This is a genomic window from Solicola agrisoli, from assembly GCF_049059935.1.
In the GTDB taxonomy this organism is placed as follows: Bacteria; Actinomycetota; Actinomycetes; order Propionibacteriales; family Nocardioidaceae; genus JAURVT01.
On the sequence record NZ_JBMGQR010000033.1, the window covers coordinates 1 to 15,652 of the forward strand.

18 protein-coding genes are annotated in these 15,652 nt (G+C 74.8%); 8 read left to right on the forward strand and 10 right to left on the reverse strand.

The window, feature by feature from the left end; all coding sequences use genetic code 11:
• Window positions 1–26: 26 nt before the first annotated feature.
• Window positions 27–2,552 (reverse strand): SCO7613 C-terminal domain-containing membrane protein, encoded by a 2,526-nt coding sequence (locus ACI6PP_RS12795; RefSeq protein WP_421111979.1) that lies wholly within the window; start codon window positions 2,550–2,552, stop codon window positions 27–29.
• 68 nt (window positions 2,553–2,620) lie between these two features.
• Complete coding sequence (locus tag ACI6PP_RS12800; protein ID WP_421111980.1) at window positions 2,621–3,859, reverse strand: class I SAM-dependent RNA methyltransferase; 1,239 nt, start codon at window positions 3,857–3,859, stop codon at window positions 2,621–2,623.
• A 164-nt stretch (window positions 3,860–4,023) separates the two neighbouring features.
• Here ACI6PP_RS12800 and ACI6PP_RS12805 point away from each other — a divergent pair, with 164 nt between their 5' ends.
• Both ACI6PP_RS12805 and ACI6PP_RS12810 read left to right on the forward strand, forming a co-directional pair.
• Window positions 4,024–4,701: a potassium channel family protein gene (locus ACI6PP_RS12805; protein WP_421112018.1), complete on the forward strand. Its 678-nt coding sequence runs from the start codon at window positions 4,024–4,026 to the stop codon at window positions 4,699–4,701.
• Window positions 4,702–4,703: 2 nt separating this feature from the next.
• The gene (locus ACI6PP_RS12810; RefSeq protein ID WP_421111981.1) at window positions 4,704–5,396 is read left to right on the forward strand and encodes a potassium channel family protein; all 693 of its coding nucleotides are present in this window, start codon (window positions 4,704–4,706) and stop codon (window positions 5,394–5,396) included.
• Window positions 5,397–5,528: 132 nt separating this feature from the next.
• Here ACI6PP_RS12810 and ACI6PP_RS12815 read toward each other — a convergent pair whose 3' ends face one another.
• Genes ACI6PP_RS12815 through dut form a run of 4 tightly spaced genes read right to left on the reverse strand, consistent with a single transcriptional unit; the run spans window position 5,529 to window position 7,874 of the window.
• A complete protein-coding gene (locus tag ACI6PP_RS12815) occupies window positions 5,529–6,251 on the reverse strand; it encodes a DUF3159 domain-containing protein (protein ID WP_421111982.1) in 723 nt (240 codons plus the stop codon).
• Complete coding sequence (locus tag ACI6PP_RS12820; protein ID WP_421111983.1) at window positions 6,248–6,604, reverse strand: OB-fold nucleic acid binding domain-containing protein; 357 nt, start codon at window positions 6,602–6,604, stop codon at window positions 6,248–6,250. The genes ACI6PP_RS12815 and ACI6PP_RS12820 overlap by 4 nt, the downstream gene beginning before the upstream one ends.
• 16 nt (window positions 6,605–6,620) lie before the next feature.
• A complete protein-coding gene (locus tag ACI6PP_RS12825; RefSeq protein ID WP_421111984.1) occupies window positions 6,621–7,361 on the reverse strand; it encodes a DUF3710 domain-containing protein in 741 nt (246 codons plus the stop codon).
• Window positions 7,362–7,406: 45 nt separating this feature from the next.
• Complete coding sequence (gene dut / locus ACI6PP_RS12830; RefSeq protein WP_421111985.1) at window positions 7,407–7,874, reverse strand: dUTP diphosphatase; 468 nt, start codon at window positions 7,872–7,874, stop codon at window positions 7,407–7,409.
• A gap of 102 nt (window positions 7,875–7,976) precedes the next feature.
• Here dut and ACI6PP_RS12835 point away from each other — a divergent pair, with 102 nt between their 5' ends.
• The 3 genes from ACI6PP_RS12835 to ACI6PP_RS12845 all read left to right on the forward strand — a co-directional run bounded on the left by ACI6PP_RS12835 (window position 7,977) and on the right by ACI6PP_RS12845 (window position 9,514).
• Window positions 7,977–8,441, forward strand: coding sequence for a DUF3093 domain-containing protein (locus ACI6PP_RS12835; protein ID WP_421111986.1), 465 nt, complete (start codon window positions 7,977–7,979; stop codon window positions 8,439–8,441).
• 72 nt (window positions 8,442–8,513) lie between these two features.
• Window positions 8,514–8,897 (forward strand): DUF4235 domain-containing protein, encoded by a 384-nt coding sequence (locus tag ACI6PP_RS12840; protein ID WP_421111987.1) that lies wholly within the window; start codon window positions 8,514–8,516, stop codon window positions 8,895–8,897.
• 62 nt (window positions 8,898–8,959) lie between these two features.
• Window positions 8,960–9,514 carry a hypothetical protein gene (locus tag ACI6PP_RS12845; RefSeq protein WP_421111988.1) on the forward strand — a complete coding sequence of 185 codons (555 nt, stop codon included), beginning with the start codon at window positions 8,960–8,962 and terminating at the stop codon, window positions 9,512–9,514.
• A 14-nt stretch (window positions 9,515–9,528) separates the two neighbouring features.
• Here the strand turns inward: ACI6PP_RS12845 and ACI6PP_RS12850 are convergent, their stop codons facing one another.
• The 3 genes from ACI6PP_RS12850 to ACI6PP_RS12860 all read right to left on the reverse strand — a co-directional run bounded on the left by ACI6PP_RS12850 (window position 9,529) and on the right by ACI6PP_RS12860 (window position 11,858).
• Window positions 9,529–9,828, reverse strand: coding sequence for a DUF4193 domain-containing protein (locus ACI6PP_RS12850; protein ID WP_421111989.1), 300 nt, complete (start codon window positions 9,826–9,828; stop codon window positions 9,529–9,531).
• A gap of 117 nt (window positions 9,829–9,945) precedes the next feature.
• Complete coding sequence (locus tag ACI6PP_RS12855; RefSeq protein WP_421111990.1) at window positions 9,946–10,755, reverse strand: inositol monophosphatase family protein; 810 nt, start codon at window positions 10,753–10,755, stop codon at window positions 9,946–9,948.
• Window positions 10,752–11,858, reverse strand: a complete 1,107-nt coding sequence (locus ACI6PP_RS12860; protein WP_421111991.1) for a ferrochelatase — start codon at window positions 11,856–11,858, stop codon at window positions 10,752–10,754. The genes ACI6PP_RS12855 and ACI6PP_RS12860 overlap by 4 nt, the downstream gene beginning before the upstream one ends.
• Before the next feature lie 106 nt (window positions 11,859–11,964).
• On the opposite strand from ACI6PP_RS12860, the gene ACI6PP_RS12865 reads away from it, so the two are divergent.
• A complete protein-coding gene (locus ACI6PP_RS12865) occupies window positions 11,965–13,152 on the forward strand; it encodes an MFS transporter (protein WP_421111992.1) in 1,188 nt (395 codons plus the stop codon).
• A gap of 98 nt (window positions 13,153–13,250) precedes the next feature.
• Here ACI6PP_RS12865 and ACI6PP_RS12870 read toward each other — a convergent pair whose 3' ends face one another.
• Window positions 13,251–13,877 (reverse strand): trimeric intracellular cation channel family protein, encoded by a 627-nt coding sequence (locus ACI6PP_RS12870; RefSeq protein WP_421111993.1) that lies wholly within the window; start codon window positions 13,875–13,877, stop codon window positions 13,251–13,253.
• A gap of 130 nt (window positions 13,878–14,007) precedes the next feature.
• On the opposite strand from ACI6PP_RS12870, the gene sepH reads away from it, so the two are divergent.
• Together sepH and ACI6PP_RS12880 are read left to right on the forward strand one after the other, a co-directional pair.
• The gene (gene sepH / locus ACI6PP_RS12875) at window positions 14,008–14,946 is read left to right on the forward strand and encodes a septation protein SepH (protein ID WP_421111994.1); all 939 of its coding nucleotides are present in this window, start codon (window positions 14,008–14,010) and stop codon (window positions 14,944–14,946) included.
• Window positions 14,947–15,000: 54 nt separating this feature from the next.
• Entirely contained in the window at window positions 15,001–15,648 is a 648-nt protein-coding gene (locus ACI6PP_RS12880; RefSeq protein ID WP_421111995.1) for a thymidine kinase, read from the forward strand.
• Window positions 15,649–15,652 lie beyond the last annotated feature (4 nt).

Sequence of the window (15,652 nt, forward strand, 5' to 3'; positions counted from 1 at the left end):
GGTGAACCTGGGAAACCGACGGCCGGTCAGCGCAGGGTGCGCAGGACGAGGGCGGCGGAGCGGGCCTGGCGGACGCGGCTCTCCCAGGTGATGCCGACGGCGAGGAGGGTGAGGCCGGCGACGGCGATGAGCACCCAGCGCGGGACGGCGTCGGCGTAGGGGCCGAGGTGGCGCAGCACCAGCACGGCCGCGACGGACGCGCCCGCCACCACCGGCGCCTGCCAGCGCAGCACGATCCCCGTGCCGAGCACCGCGAGGGACCCGAGCCCGAGCAGCAGGCCGCGCAGGCTGGTCGGGTCCGCCAGGACGAGCGGCAGGCTCGGCAGCAGGCCGAGGGCGAGCGCCGGCCCGAGGGCGAGCCAGGTGCCGGTGGTCGGACGGCGCCGCAGCACCACCACCCCGGCGATCCCCAGCAGCACCGCGAACGGGAGCGTGTAGGCCTCCACCAGTCCGACGTCGCTGGCCAGCAGTCTCATGACGTAGGCACCGGCGAGCAGCGCCGACCCGGCGACGCCGACGAGTCGACGGTCGGCGACCAGCAGGCCGACGAACGCGGCGCCCGCACCGAGCACCGTCCAGACGAGCGCCCTCCAGGCGAGGGTCTCCCCCGGCACCGCCAGCAGCACCGGGACGGCGACCACGGCCGCGACCACCTCGACGGGCAGGCGCAGCGCGTCGCGGCGAGCGGTCGAGAGCACCCGTGCCAGCATCTGGGCGGAGCCCACCACGAGCAGGACGGCGACGGCGGTCGCGAGCTGGACGACGCGGTCGGGCGCGGCCAGCAGGTCCGAGGCCGTCGCCACCACCGCGAGCACGGCCAGGGCGCAGGAGCCGGACGAGGCCGCCACGACCCGACGGTCGCGCGAGCGTGCGGCCACGACGCCCAGCACCATGGACGCGAGCGCCCAGGTGACGAGCGACAACGCCTGGTCGACCGCGGCGAGCCCGGAGGCGACCGCCAGGGCACCGACGACGGCCGCCTCGACCGCCGCCGAGCCGCGCCAGCACGAGACCGCCAGGCCCGCCAGGGCGACCCCGCCGGCGACCGCCACGGGCACCCAGGCGGGCGCCGGGACGATGAGGGGCTGCAGGAGCGCCGCTGCCGCGGCAACCCCGACGGCCACGCGGGGCAGCGCCCGACGGGCGCCCGCCGGTGCCGGGCTGCGGCGCCAGAGCGACGCGACGGCCGCCGCGACCGACAGCGACGCCGCGAGCAGGAGCGAGGACCACCACGGGCCGAGCGGAGCCGACGCGTCCACGGCGACGGGGTCGGTGGCCCGTCCGGACCACACCGGCAGGACGGTGGTGACGGCCGCGGTGACGGCGAGCACCAGCCAGCCGGCGAGCAGGCCCACCACCGGCAGCGACCACAGGACGGCCGAGGCCCGCAGGCCGCGCCCCACGGCTCCGAGGTCGGCCCAGCCCAGCAGCGCCAGGGCGACGACCGCCGCCGCGACGACCGCGGAGGACGTGAGCACGTGGTCGCCGACCCGGGGGTCGAGGCCGGCCACGACGAGGAGCGGAAGGACCACCTGGCCCACGGCGACGACGACCGCGGCGGACGCGACCCCGGCACGTCCCGGCAGGACCAGCACGGCGCCCGCAGCGACGCCGGCCGCGACCGCGGTCAGCGCGAGCGTCCGCAGCGCGGCGTCCGCGAGGTCCGTCGGCGAGCCGAGGACCGGGCCGAGCCCGAGGAGGACGAGCTGGGCGGCCGTCAGCAGGACGTAGGACGTGAGCGCCACGACCACGGAGCCGACCCGCAGCACCCGCAGCCCGGCGACCCGGGCGCACGCCCACACGCCGCCGGCGGCGAGGACGCCGACGAACCCGCCCCAGAACGACCCGTCGGACAGCGCGGCCAGGCCCGCCGTCACCGACGCGGCACCGAGCAGAGCCGTCAGCTCGCCGACGACCAGCGTCGAGCCGAGCCGTCCACGCGAGGCCAGCGTCGCGGCGACTCCCACGGCCAGGAGCAGCAGACCGAAGACCACCGTGGCCGGCGCGCCATCGAGGGCACCGAGCCCGGCGAGGCCGTACCCGCGCGCGGCCCAGTAGTCGAGCGCGACCAGGCCGGCCGTCACCGCCGCGAGCGCCTCGGCCGAGCCGCGCAGCCGGCGCGCGGTGGCCAGGGCGGCCGCCCCGCCGACCACGCCCGTCACCGCCACGAGCACCGCCGTGCGGCCGCCCAGGCCGAGCGAGCCCCACGCCACGCTGACGAACACGAAGGCCGCGACCACCAGGCACAGCGCACCGAGGGCGAGCAGCAGCGCGCCGACCGACCACGGGCTCCGGGCGGGCGGCGCGGGGGTGGCCGGGTAGGCGCGGGTGGGGACGAACTGCCCGGGCGCGGGCGCGGCAGCGACCCGGGACCGCCAGGACGCGGCGTCGGCGCGCATCGTCCCGAGCAGCCCGTCGACGGTCGCGAGCAGTCGCAGCACCTCACGGGCGTCGGCGCCCCGGAGGTCGACGGCGCACGTCCCGCAGCGGGGTGCCGCGGTCGCAGGTGCCCCGCAGGAGGGGCAGGTGGTGGGGTCGGCGTACGTCCTCATGCCACCAGGGTCGGCCGCCGGACGGGTCCGACGGCAGCGTCGGCGTACCCGACCGCGCCTGGGTACGCCTACTCAGCCGGTGCGGGGACGAGCGTCGCGACGCACTCGACGTGGTGCGTCATCGGGAACAGCGCGAACGCCCGGAGCGCGTCGAGCACGTACCCCTCCTCGGCGAAGGTGGCGACGTCGCGGGCGAGCGCGGCGGGGTCGCAGGCCACGTACACGACGCGCTCGGGGCGGCGTGACGCGATCGCCCGCACGACCTTGGCCTTGGCCCCGGTGCGCGGCGGGTCGAGGACGACGACGTCGACCTCGGGCGGCACGGTGCCGTGGTCCATCGCGGGCTGGACGCCGGCGTGGGCGACGACGGCCTGCGGGAGGTCGGCGAGGTTGGCGGCGGCGTCCTCGGTGGCCCGGCGGCCCGACTCGACGGCGACGACGAGCCCGGACTCCCCCACCGCCTCGGCCAGGAACGCGGCGAACAGCCCGACCCCGGCGTAGAGGTCGGCGACGGTCTGGCCCGGCTCGGGACGCGCGGCGTCCATCACGGCGTCGACGAGGACGCCCGCCGCGCGCGGGTGCACCTGCCAGAAGCCCGAGCCGCCGACGGTGAACGAGCGGTGGCGGACCTGCTCGACCACCTGCGAGGCACCGCTGACGTGGCGCCCCCGCTCGTCGACCACGCCGTCGAGCGGGACGGGAGGCAGCTCGCCGCGGGCGCCCTCGACGACCGCGAGCCGCTCCCCCGTCGACGACACGACGCCCTCGACGCGGACGGCGGGCCAGGGCAGCGAGGTCAGGTCGGCCAGCGCGGGGTGCGCGATCGGGCAGGGGTCGACGGGCAGGACGTCGTGCGAGCGGTGCCGGCGCAGGCCGAGACGGTCGCCGTCACCGACCGCGTAGCCGACCCGGGTGCGCCACCCGAGGCCGTCGCCGTCGTCGGGTGCCTCGACGCGGACGTCGACGTCCAGGCCGGCGAGGCGCTGCAGCTGCTCGGCCACGACCGCGCCGAGGAGCTCGCGCTGGGTGGGCAGGTCGACGTGCTGGAAGTCGCAGCCGCCGCAGCCGCCGGGGCCCGAGACCGGGCAGCGGGGCTTGACGCGTCCGGGCGCGGCCTGGAGCACCTCGGTGGCGTCGGCCCGCAGGAAGCGCGAGTCGTCCTCGCCCTCGGTGACGGTCGCGACCACCCGCTCGCCGGGCAGCGCGTGCCGCACGAAGACCACGCGGCCGTCGTGGCGCGCCACGCAGTGACCACCGTGGGCGACGGGGCCGACGTCGACGGTGAAGCGCTCGCCGACGAGCGTCACCGCTGCTCGTCCCGACGCGTCGGAGCGGGGTCGCCCCGGCGGACGCGGGGCTCGAGGTCCCCGAGGATGCGCATGCGTGCCTCAGCCAGTCCCACGTCGGCATCGTAGGCGCACGGGCACCGCTCGCCCGGCCGGTCCCCGTGCACCGCAGCAGCAGGGCCCTTCTGGGGTACGGTCACCGCGTGCACATCGTGATCATGGGCTGCGGCCGGGTGGGCTCCACGCTGGCGCGCAGCCTGGAGGACCGCGACCACACCGTCGCCGTCATCGACAGCAACCCCGACGCGTTCCGCCGCCTCGGCCCGTCCTTCGGCGGCACCACCGTCACCGGCCCGGGCTTCGACCGCGCGGTGCTCACGCAGGCCGGCATCGAGCGCGCCGACGCGTTCGCCGCCGTCTCGAGCGGCGACAACTCCAACATCATCTCCGCCCGCGTGGCGCGCGAGCAGTTCGACGTGCCCACGGTCGTCGCGCGGATCTACGACCCGGGTCGCGCCGAGGTCTACGAGCGCCTCGGCATCCCCACCGTCGCCACCGTGACGTGGGCCGCCGACCAGGTGCTCCGCCGCGTGCTCCCCGCCGGCACCGAGCCCACCTACCGCGACCCCACGGGCAGGATCCGGATGGACCAGGTGCTGGCCCCCGACGTCTGGGTGGGCCACCCGGTCGCCGCGCTCGAGCAGGCGACGGGCGGACGCGTCTCGCACCTCACGCGCCTCGGCGCCGGGATGATGCCCACCGGCAAGACCCGGATCCAGGAGGGCGACCTGCTGCACGTCTTCTCCGACACCGACGACGAGACGATCATGTCCGCCCTCGCCCAGGGCCCCGAGGAGGACTGACCATGCTGGTCACCATCGCCGGAGCCGGCGCCGTGGGGCGCTCGGTCGCCCAGGAGCTGCTCGAGAACGGCCACGAGATCCTGCTCATCGACAAGGACCCGCGCGCCATCAAGGCCGACCGCGTGCCCGGCGCCGAGTGGCTCCTCGCCGACGCCTGCGAGATGTCGTCGCTCGAGGAGTCGCAGATGCAGCGCTGCGACGTCGTCATCGCCGCCACCGGCGACGACAAGGCCAACCTGGTCATCTCGCTGCTCGCCAAGACCGAGTTCGGGGTGCCGCGCACCGTCGCCCGCGTCAACCACCCGTCCAACGAGTGGCTGTTCAGCGAGTCGTGGGGCGTCGACGTGTCGGTCTCGACCCCGCGCCTGATGTCGGCGCTGGTGGAGGAGGCGGTGACCGTCGGCGACCTCGTCCGGCTGTTCACCTTCCGTCAGTCCTCGGCCAACCTCGTCGAGCTGACGCTCCCCGAGGACTCCCCCTTCATCGGCCGCCGCGTCGTCGAGGTGCCCTGGCCCACCGACGTCGTCCTCGTGGCGATCCTGCGCGACGACTCCATCCAGACCCCCGAGCCCGACCGCTCCCTCGAGGCCGGCGACGAGCTGCTCCTGGTGGCCGCCGAGGAGGTCGAGGACGAGATCGCCTCGCTCCTGTCACCCTCCACGCACCCCGCCAAGCCGGTCACCCGCCCCGTCTGAGACGCCACCCCCGGACCACCTGCCCGCCCGGACCGCCGAGTGGCGCAGATTCGGGGCCGCCGTCGGTGTGTCGGCCCGGAATTGCGCCACTCGGTACGAGTTTTGCGCCACTCGGCGGGGAGGGGGCCGGGATCAGGCCTGGGCGGGACGGGCGACGGGGGTGCGGCCGCGGCCGAGCACCCACGCCATGGCGGCGAAGGCGGCCACCTGGAGGGGCCAGCCCATGACGACCTTGGAGCCGCCGAGGAGGGCGAACCACAGGCCGGAGTCCTCGCCGCGGGCGAGCAGGTAGAGCGGCAGCTGGACGACGACGCGGACCAGGCAGGGCGCGGCGAGCAGCCAGGTGAGGCGGGCGCACAGCCGCACCATGGGCTTGTCGGCGTGCCAGGCGGTGGGGTCGCCGGTGACGCTTCCCACCAGGAAGCCCACGACGGGCCAGCCCACCACGACGGAGATCGCGAGCACCACGCCGTAGACGGCGTTGTAGATGATGCCGGGCAGGAACGCGTCGGCGGCGTCGCCCGACCGGAGCGCGAAGACCGCCGCGATGCCGATGCCGACGAGCGCGTTGACGACGAACTGCGGGTTCTGGCGCTGGACGAGTCGCACCACCAGCAGCACGGCGGCGAGCGAGCCGCCGAGGATCAGCGCGGTGCGGACCTCGCGCGTCAGCAGGAACGTGACGGTGAAGGCGATCGTCGGGACGGCGCCCTCGAGCATGCCCCGCACGCCGCCGAGCGCCTTGGCGAGCTGGGCGCGGACGACCTGCTCGACGGTGTCGTGGGCGGGCCGCGAGGCGTCGGACGGGCGGTCCGGGCCGTCGCTGCCGGTCCAGACCTGCTCGGGATCGCTCACGCGGTGAGCTCGTAGCGCGGGTTGAACATCACGCGCTCGCCGTCCTGCAGGCTCAGCCGGCCGACGACGGTGAGCTGGCGCCCGCTGGCGATGCCCGCGATCTGACGGCGTCCGAGCCAGACCACGCGCAGGCAGGCCGACCCGTCGTACAGCTCGGCCTCGAGCGCGCAGACGCCCGAGCGGGGACGGATGGTCACCGAGCGCAGCACGCCGTGGACGGTGACCTGGTTGCGGACGCCGTCGCACCGGGCGATGAGGTCGCAGCCGGCGCGCTCGGCGTCCTTGCGGAGGTCGGCGTCCTCGGAGCGGCCGCTCGCCGAGATGCGCTCGACGGTGCGCGTGAAGATCCCCATGACTAGAGCGTAACCCTCAGGCGTCGCGCTCGGAGGGGTCCTGGTCGGACTCCTCGGCGGAGGTGGCGGAGTCGTCGACGACGGTCTGCTCGCCGGCCGGGACGGCGCCCGCGGGCAGCGTGACCTCGATCGGCTCGCGGGGCGGCATCGCGTCGTTGCCGCGCCGGACGACGACCTCGCGGAAGCCGCGCTCGAGGACGCCGTCGACGTCGGGCTCGAGGGCCGCGCGTCCCATGAACGTGCCGCGCAAGAACCACCGCGGGCCCTCGACGCCGACGATGCGCGACGGCTGGACGGCGTCCTGCCCGTCGGGGGTGCGGGCGGGCACCTGCACCTGGAGCTCGGGGCCGTGCGGTCCGTCGACCTCGGCGACCTGGCCCTCGAGGCGCTCGACCTCGGCGACGATCTCGGCGCGGACCTCGTCCCACAGGCCGCCAGTGCGGGGTGCGGCGAAGGCGCGGACCTCGACGGCGGCGTCGCTGGTGACGAGCAGCACGGCCGCGAGGCGGTCGGTGCCCTCGTCCTGCGGGATCTGGAGGTCGAGACCGACCCGGCCGCGGACGATGAGGCCGCCGAGGTCGATGAAGGCGGGCTCGTCGGCGGGGACGTCGAACTCGGTGTGGTCCCAGGGGCCGTTCGCCCGCGGGTCGACGGCCTCGCCGGCGTCGTCGTCGGTGTCGGAGGTCTCGTCGACCGCGTCGGCCTCGGTCTCGACGTCGGTGGCGTCGACGTCCTGGTTCCGGCGGCGGAACTTCATCGCGGTCTCATCCCCTGTGCTGGTCGGTGCGGTGTCGGTGGGCGCCTAGGTGGCTCGTCGATCGACGAAACCACCCGTGGAACCGTAACCCCCCGCACCGCGCTCGGAGGGCGGCAGGTCGTCGACCTCGACGAACTCGGCGTGCTCGACGCGCTGCACCACCAGCTGGGCGATGCGGTCGCCGCGGCTCAGCCGCACCGGCTCGTGCGGGTCGTGGTTGACCAGGAGCACGCTGATCTCGCCGCGGTAGCCCGCGTCGATCGTGCCGGGGGTGTTGACGATGGACAGGCCGCAGCGCGCCGCCAGGCCCGAGCGGGGGTGCACGAACGCCGCGAACCCCTCGGGCAGCGCGATCGCGACGCCGGTGGGGACGAGCGCCCGCTCGCCCGGCGCGAGCTCGACGTCGACCGTGGTGGCGAGGTCAGCACCCGCGTCGCCGGGACGGGCGTACGACGGCAGCGGCACGCCGTCGTCGAGCCTGCGCAGCTGCACCCTGACGCCCGCTCCTGCCACCGTCCGCACCTCCACGTCGCACCGTGACGACGGCCGTCGGGCCCCGTCGACGGCGACCCTACCGGCGTCCGGCGACACCCCTCTGCATGGCAGGCTGGACCCATGACCAGCCCGCCCGACGAGCACGCGTACGTCGAGCGGCTCAGCGTCCCGGCGTCGTGGTGGCTGGTCGGCGCGTTCACCACGCTGACGCTGTGGTGGGTCTTCGTGCTCGCCACCCCGTCGTGGTTCGCGATCGGCGCGGCCGTCGTCGGCGGCGTGGCCATCGGGGCCGGGCTGTGGCAGTACGGCAGCGCCCGGGTCGAGGTCACGCGCCTGCACCTGCGCGCCGGCACCGCGCGCATCGCGCTGCAGCACTGCGGCGAGGTCGAGGCGCTGGACGTCGCGCAGACCCGCGCCCTGCACGGCCCGCAGGCCGACGCGCGTGCGTTCTTCTGCGTCCGCCCCTACGTGCACACCGCCGTCCGCGTCGAGATCCTCGACCCCCGCGACCCCACGCCGTACTGGTTGGTGGGCTCGCGGCACCCCCAGCGCCTCGCGACGGCGCTCCGCTCGCGTCGTCCCTGACCGTCAGCACCTCCCGCGGGGTGGCAGACTGTCGACCCAGCCTCAGACCCGTGGCCCAGGACAGGAGAACCGGTGGCGTCCAGCAAGAAGAGCGGCAAGACCAAGCAGTCCGGCAAGGGCACGTGGCGGCTGCTCGACACCGGCGCCAAGGTCGCGGCCGCCGTCGTCGCCACCCGCGCCTCCTCGCTGACGTGGCGCGCCGCCACCGGCCACCGTCCGCCCACCCAGCACCCCGACCTGCGCCTCGTCGAGGCCGTGACGTGGGCCGCGCTGGCCGGCGCCACCGTCGAGCTGTCCAAGGTGCTGATCAACCGCAAGGCCGTGGAGTACTGGGTGAAGTCCACCGGCGAGCTCCCGCCCGGCATGAAGCCGCTGGCCTCGATGACCGCCGACGACCTCGCCGCCGCCCGCGCCAAGGACCTCGCCGCGGTCAAGAAGCGCATCCGCAAGCGCTGACGGGTCCGGACGTTTCGGGCGGGAGCCCGACGCGGGTGCCGGCGCTCTCCTAGCGTGGGGCCATGACGTCACCCTCCCGCAAGGTGTGGAGCTTCCCCGGCGCCTACTGGTGGAACGCCGCGATCCTCTCGGTCATGGCGGTCGGCGCGATCACGGCCGCCGTCACCCGGACCGTCTCCGACGGACCCGCGTCCGGGCTTCCTGTCCTGCTGTTCCTGGCGGTGCTCGCCGTCATCGCGTGGCAGCTGCTCGTGACGAACCTGTACCGGATCGAGCTCGACGACACGCGCATCCACTGGCGACGGCTCGGCACCGAGCACTCCGCCGCCGTCGCCGACCTCGAGACCGTCTCCACGCGCGCCAACCAGGGCACCGTGACGTTCCGCGACGACCGCAAGGACCTGCGCGTCTTCGTCGGCCCGGGCTTCGAGGCGCTCGCGCGCGACCTGGGCGATCTCAACCCGTCCCTCACGGTCGACGTCGGCTCCGGCGCCCGGCTCATGGAGCGGATGCCACGCCTGTTCGGCGGCCCGCTACTCCTGACGCAGCCGGCCCCGGACGCACGAACGTCCTGCGACCCTCCCCGGACGGATCCGGTCGGGGTGGCAGGACGGTAGGTGGTGCGGGACCCTCAGGCCGCGCAGTCCCGGCAGATCAGCCCGGACTTGGTCTCCTCGGCCAGCTGGCTGCGGTGGTGCACCAGGAAGCACGACGAGCACGTGAACTCGTCGGACTGCCGTGGGACGACCTGGACCGAGAGCTCCTCGTGGGAGAGGTCGGCGCCGGGAAGCTCGAAGGACTCGGCCGCCTCGACCTCGTCCTCATCGACCTTGCCCGAGTTCTTCTCGTGACGCCGTGCCTTCAGCTCCTCGATGCTGTCCTCGGACTGCTCTTCCTCGGTCTTCCGCGGAGCGTCGTAGTCGGTAGCCATGTTCCCCCTTCTTCCTCTCGTCGATGGTTGTCCGAGCCGCCTCGCACCAGGTGGTCCGTGGTCGGTCGGGCAGGCGGATTCTGTCACACAGATCGCGGGTCCGCCCCTCGCGTTCTGTCAGAAACCACAAGCGCGGACGACCGCGCAAAATTCCTCGTCGATGGCTGCCGGAGCGGCCACGGTGAGCCGCTCGTCCGGCCCGCCGTCGACACCGCTCATCAGGACCCCGGATTCACGGGCGACCAGGCCCGCGGCGGCCAGGTCCCACGGCTTCAGGCCCTGCTCGACATACGCGTCGAGGCGTCCGTCGGCGAGCGCGCAGAGGTCGAGCGCGGCCGACCCGATGCGACGAACGTCACGCACGTGGGCGAGCAGCCGGGTCACCGCGGCGGCCTGCGCGAGCCGCGTCTCGAGCACGTAGCTGAAGCCGGTGCCGACGAGCGCCTGCGACAGCGACGGGGGCGCCGTCGCCTGCAGACGACGGCGCTCGGCGCCCGCGTGGGCGGCCAGGTAGGCGCCCTCCCCCAGGACGGCCGTCCACTCCTCGCCCTTGACGACGTCGATGACGACGCCCGCCACCATCTCGCCGTCGACCTCGGCGCCGATCGAGACCGCGTAGTGCGGGATGCCGTAGACGAAGTTGACGGTGCCGTCGATCGGGTCGACGACCCACACCACCGACGACGTGCCCGGCTGGAGCCCGCCCTCTTCACCCAGGAACCCGTCGCCGGGGCGAGCCGCCTCCAGCCGGTCGCGGACCAGCTGCTCGGTGGACTGGTCGATCGCGGTGACGACGTCGGTGGGGCTGCTCTTGGTCTGAGCGACGTCGACCCGTCCCACCGGGCGCTGGTCGGCCACGAACACCGCGGCCTCGCGCGCCACCTCGAGGGCCAGGTCGCCGAGCGCGCGGGCGTCGACGGTGCTCACGAGTCCATCCCGCACGCCGCGGGACGCTCGCCGCGCGCGTTGGCGCAGCAGCCCACCGGGCACACGTCCCAGCTCGGGGCGAGGGCGCCCACGGTGGCCTGCGGGACCTCGCTCTCGCCGCGCTCGTGGGCGGCGCGCTCGAGCAGCAGGTCGCGGACCATCGAGACGAACTGCGGGTTGACGCCCGGGGTGGACGCGCGCTGGAACGCCAGGCCGAGCTCGGCGGCGGTCTCGCGCGCCTCGGTGTCGAGGTCGTAGACGACCTCCATGTGGTCCGAGACGAAGCCGATGGGCACCACGACGACGGCCTTGCCGCCGCGCTGGGCGACCTCGCGCAGGTGGTCGTTGACGTCGGGCTCGAGCCACGGGGTGCGCGGCGAGCCCGAGCGGGAGCAGTAGACGAGGGCGAACTCGCGGTCGACGCCCGTGAGGTCGTGCACCCGGCGGGCCACCTCGGTGGCGACGTCGCTGTGCTGGTGGACGTACGCGCCGCCGAAGGTGCCGTCGTGGCGCCCGCTGGCCTCGTTCATCGCGGTGGGGATCGAGTGCGTGACGAAGACGATCTCGGTCTCGTCGCGGACGTCCTCGTCCAGGCGGGCCAGCGCGGTGACCGTGGCGTCGACGAACGGCTCCACGAAGCCGGGGTGGTTGAAGTAGTGCCGCAGCTTGGACAGGCGCGGGGCGCCCTCGCCGGTGACCTCGAGCGCGTCGTGGAAGTTCTCGCGGTACTGCCGGCAGCCGGAGTACGAGGAGTAGGCGCTCGTCACGAAGCAGGCGGCGTGCTGGACGCCGTCGTCGCGCATCCGGGCCATCGCGTCGGTGAGGTAGGGGTCCCAGTTGCGGTTGCCCCAGTAGACGGGGAGGTCGATGTCGGCCGCGGCGAGGTCCTGGCGCAGGGCGGCGAGGAGGTCGCGGTTCTGGTCGTTGATGGGCGAGCGGCCGCCGAACGCGAAGTAGTGCTCGCCGACCTCGACGAGCCGCTCGCGGGGGATCCCGCGGCCCGCGGTGACGTTCTCCAGGAAGGGCACCACGTCGTCCGGCTGCTCGGGTCCGCCGAAGGAGACGAGCAGGAGCGCGTCGAAGGGTCGTGCGTCGAGGGGCATGACCTCATCGTCCCATCGCGGCACCTAGGCTGCCCGAGTCACCCGCCGACCCGCACCCGACGTCGCCCACGTCACGTCCGGCGGTGACGCGCGCCCTGGAGGACCGATGCTCGCCCCGTACCGCCGGATCCTGACGATCCCCGGCGCGCTGGCGTTCAGCATGACGGGGCTCGTCGCGCGGTTCCCGATCTCGATGACCGGCCTCGGGATGGTGCTCCTCGTCGAGGCGCGCACCGGCTCGTACGGCCTGGCCGGGGCGGTGTCGGCCTGCGCGGGCGTCGCCGGGGCCGTCGGCTCGCCGGTGCAGGGTCGGCTCGCCGACCGCGTCGGGCAGGCACGGGTGCTGCTCGGCGCCGCGACGGTGTTCGCGACCGGCCTGGCCGTGGTGCTGACGGCCGTCGAGACCGACCGCGTCGTGCCGCTGGCGTTCGTCGGCGCCGTGCTCGCCGGTGGCGGGCTGCCGCAGGCGGGCGCGATGGTGCGCACCCGCTGGCGTCACGTCGCCCCCGACCGTCCCACGATGCAGACCGGCTTCGCGTTCGAGGCGGTGGTGGACGAGGTGGTGTTCATCGTCGGGCCCGTGGTCGTGGTGGCGCTCGCGACGGGCGTCGACCCGGCGGTCGCGCTGGTGCTCGCCGGCGGGCTCGGCGTGGTCGGCGCCGCCGTGCTGTCCGCGCAGCGCGCGACCTCGCCCCCCGTCCGGCTGCAGTCCGACGTCGACGCCCGTCCGCGCCGGCCGCTCGGGTGGACGATGCTGCTGCCGGTGGTGCTCGCCTCGGTGGGACTCGGGACGGTCTTCGGCTCGACCGAGGTGGTCACGGTCGCGTTCACCGACGACCTCGGACGCCCGGGCGCCGCCGGCGTCCTGCTGGCGATCTGGGCCGCGGGCAGCCTGGTGGCGGGCGTGCTCGTGGGGTCGGTCGGATCGGGCTGGGCACCCCACCGGATGTTCCGGATCGCGACGCTGGCGCTCGGGCTGAGCTTCGTGCCGATGCTCTTCGTCGCCTCGGTGCCCCTGGCCGCGCTCGTCCTGCTCGCGTCCGGGCTCGCGATCTCGCCGTCGCTCGTCGCGTCGATCTCGCTGGTCGAGCGGCTCGTCCCGTCCGACCGGCTCACCGAGGGCATCGGGTGGGCCACCACCGGCCTGGCCGGCGGCGTGGCCCTGGGCGCGGCCGCGTCGGGCGCCGTCGTCGACGCCGCGGGCCCCAACGCCGCCTACGCCGTCCCCCTCGCCGCCGGTGCCCTCGCCGCGGCCATGGCCTGGGCGATCCGCCCGCGGGTCGTCGCCCCCTGACGGTTTCCCAGGTATACCTGGGAAACTGCCCCAGCACCCGGAGAATTCTCCAGGTGCCCGGAGAGTTTCCCAGGTATACCTGGGAAACTTCCGCCGGGTCAGAAGCCGTCGGTGCCGGGTGGGAGCGGGGCGTGCCAGCCGCGGCGGACGGCGAGCAGGCGCCAGCCGACGCAGACGAGGACGCCGGGCAGCGCCCACCACCACTGCTGGAGGCCGGCCTCGCGGAGCCCGACGGCGACGAACGCGCCCGCGAGCGCCGGGGTGGCGTAGAGGCCCTCGCGCAGGACGGTCGGCACCGACCCGGTGAGCACGTCGCGGACGATGCCGCCGCCGATGCCCGTCACCATGCCGAGCAGCGCGGACGGCACCAGCCCCAGCCCGGCCTCGGCCGCCTTGAGCGCGCCGGCCACGCAGAACATGCCCAGCCCCAGCGCGTCGGTCACGCTGACGGGCTTCTCCAGCCGCTCCACGACGGGGTGGAAGCGGAACACCAGCAGGCCCGCGACGAGCGGCACCACCAGGTAGCGCCAGTCCTGCAGGGCCGCCGGCGGCGTCGCCCCGATCAGGACGTCGCGCAGGAAGCCGCCGCCGAGACCCGTCAGGCCGGCCAGCACGATGACGCCGAACACGTCGAGGCGCCGCCGGACCGCCACGAGCGCGCCCGACACGGCGAACGCGGCGATGCCGACGAGGTCCAGCACCACCAGCAGCGTCTCGGCTCTCATGGGTCGCAACATAGAGTCCGACGGTGGTGCGCGGATCGGCGCACCACCGTCGGCGCGCCCCGTTGGATCGGGGCGGGTCGGGGGCGAGACTGGGGACCGTCAGACCGCGGACGGCAGAGAGGTGGAGCAGGTGCGCGAGCTCACCCTGATCGGCCTCTCCGAGGACGGCGCCCACGTCGTCCTGGCCGCTTCGTCGGGCGAGCAGTACCGCCTGCCCGCCGACGAGCGCCTCCGCGCGACCCTGCGGAACGACCGGGCCCGGCTCGGACAGTTGGAGATCGAGATGGACACTGCTCTGCGCCCCCGCGACATCCAGAACCGGATCCGGCGGGGCGAGTCCCCCGAGGCCGTGGCCGAGGCCGCCGGCGTCCCGGTCGACAAGATCATGACGTACGCCGTGCCCGTCCTCGCCGAGCGCGAGCACGTCGCCGGACGCGCACGCGCGGCCACCGTGCGGCGCAAGCACGTCCCCGGTGCGCCGGTGGTGCTCGGCGACACCGTCGACGCCACGATGTCCGCCGCCGGCGGCGACCCGTCCGAGGCCACCTGGGACTCCTGGCGCCGCGACGACGGTCGCTGGACGGTCATCGTCGCCGTCGACAACGAGCTCGCCGGCACCTTCTGCTTCGACGGCCCCGGCCGCTACGTCGTGGCCGAGGACGACCTCGGACGCGCCCTGGTCGCCGACGTGCCCCTCGACCTCGACGCCACCGACGTCGCGATCACCTCTGCGGTGGCACCGCCGCCCGTCCCCGAGACCGACGACGAGGAGCCCGGCGTCACGTCCATCCGCCGCGCCCGCGCCCGGCGTGCCCTGGCGATGGAGCAGCTCGCCCTCGACGGGTCGCTGCCCGAGGACGAGCCCGACGCGCCGGAGGAGCCCGACCAGCACGAGAGCACCGTCGACCTGTCCGAGACCGCCGAGCAGATCCGTGCCGCCAGCGGCGACGTCGCCGGCCCTCCCCCGGCCACGGCCGACGGCGAGGACGACCAGCGCTCGCGCCCGCGTCGTCGTGAGCGCCGTCGCGTCCCCAGCTGGGACGAGATCATGTTCGGCGACCAGAAGTAGGTCCCTCCCCCGGCCCACGCGGCCGGCGACGGGCCCGTGGCAGGATGGCCGACCGTGGCCAGCCTGACCTTCTTCACCGGGACGATGGACTGCGGCAAGTCGACCCTCGCGCTCCAGATGGACCACAACCACCGGGCGCGCGGACGCCAGGGTCGCATCTTCACCAGCCACGACCGTGCCGGCGACGCGACGCTCTCCAGCCGCCTCGGCCTGTCGGTCGAGGCCGTCGAGGTGCCGCCCGACCTCGACTTCTGGCAGCACGTCGTCGACACGCTCACCCACGGCGGACGCCTGGACTACCTGGTGTGCGACGAGGCGCAGTTCTACAGCCGCGCCCAGGTCGACCAGCTGGCCAAGGTGGTCGACGAGCTGCGCGTCGACGTGTTCGCGTTCGGGATCCTCACCGACTTCCGCACCCAGCTGTTCGAGGGCTCGGCCCGGCTCGTCGAGCTGGCCGACCGGATGCACGTCCTCCAGGTCGAGGCGCTGTGCTGGTGCGGCGAGCGCGCCACGCACAACGCCCGCACCGAGGACGGACACATGGTCACCGAGGGCGAGCAGATGGTGGTCGGCGACGTCGAGGCGGTGGGACGTCCGGCCCCCAAGGTGGGCTACGAGGTGCTCTGCCGCCTGCACCACCGTCGCGGGCTCACCGCCGCCCGTGCGGGCGCCACGTCGACCGACGTGCTGCCCTTCACCTGACGGG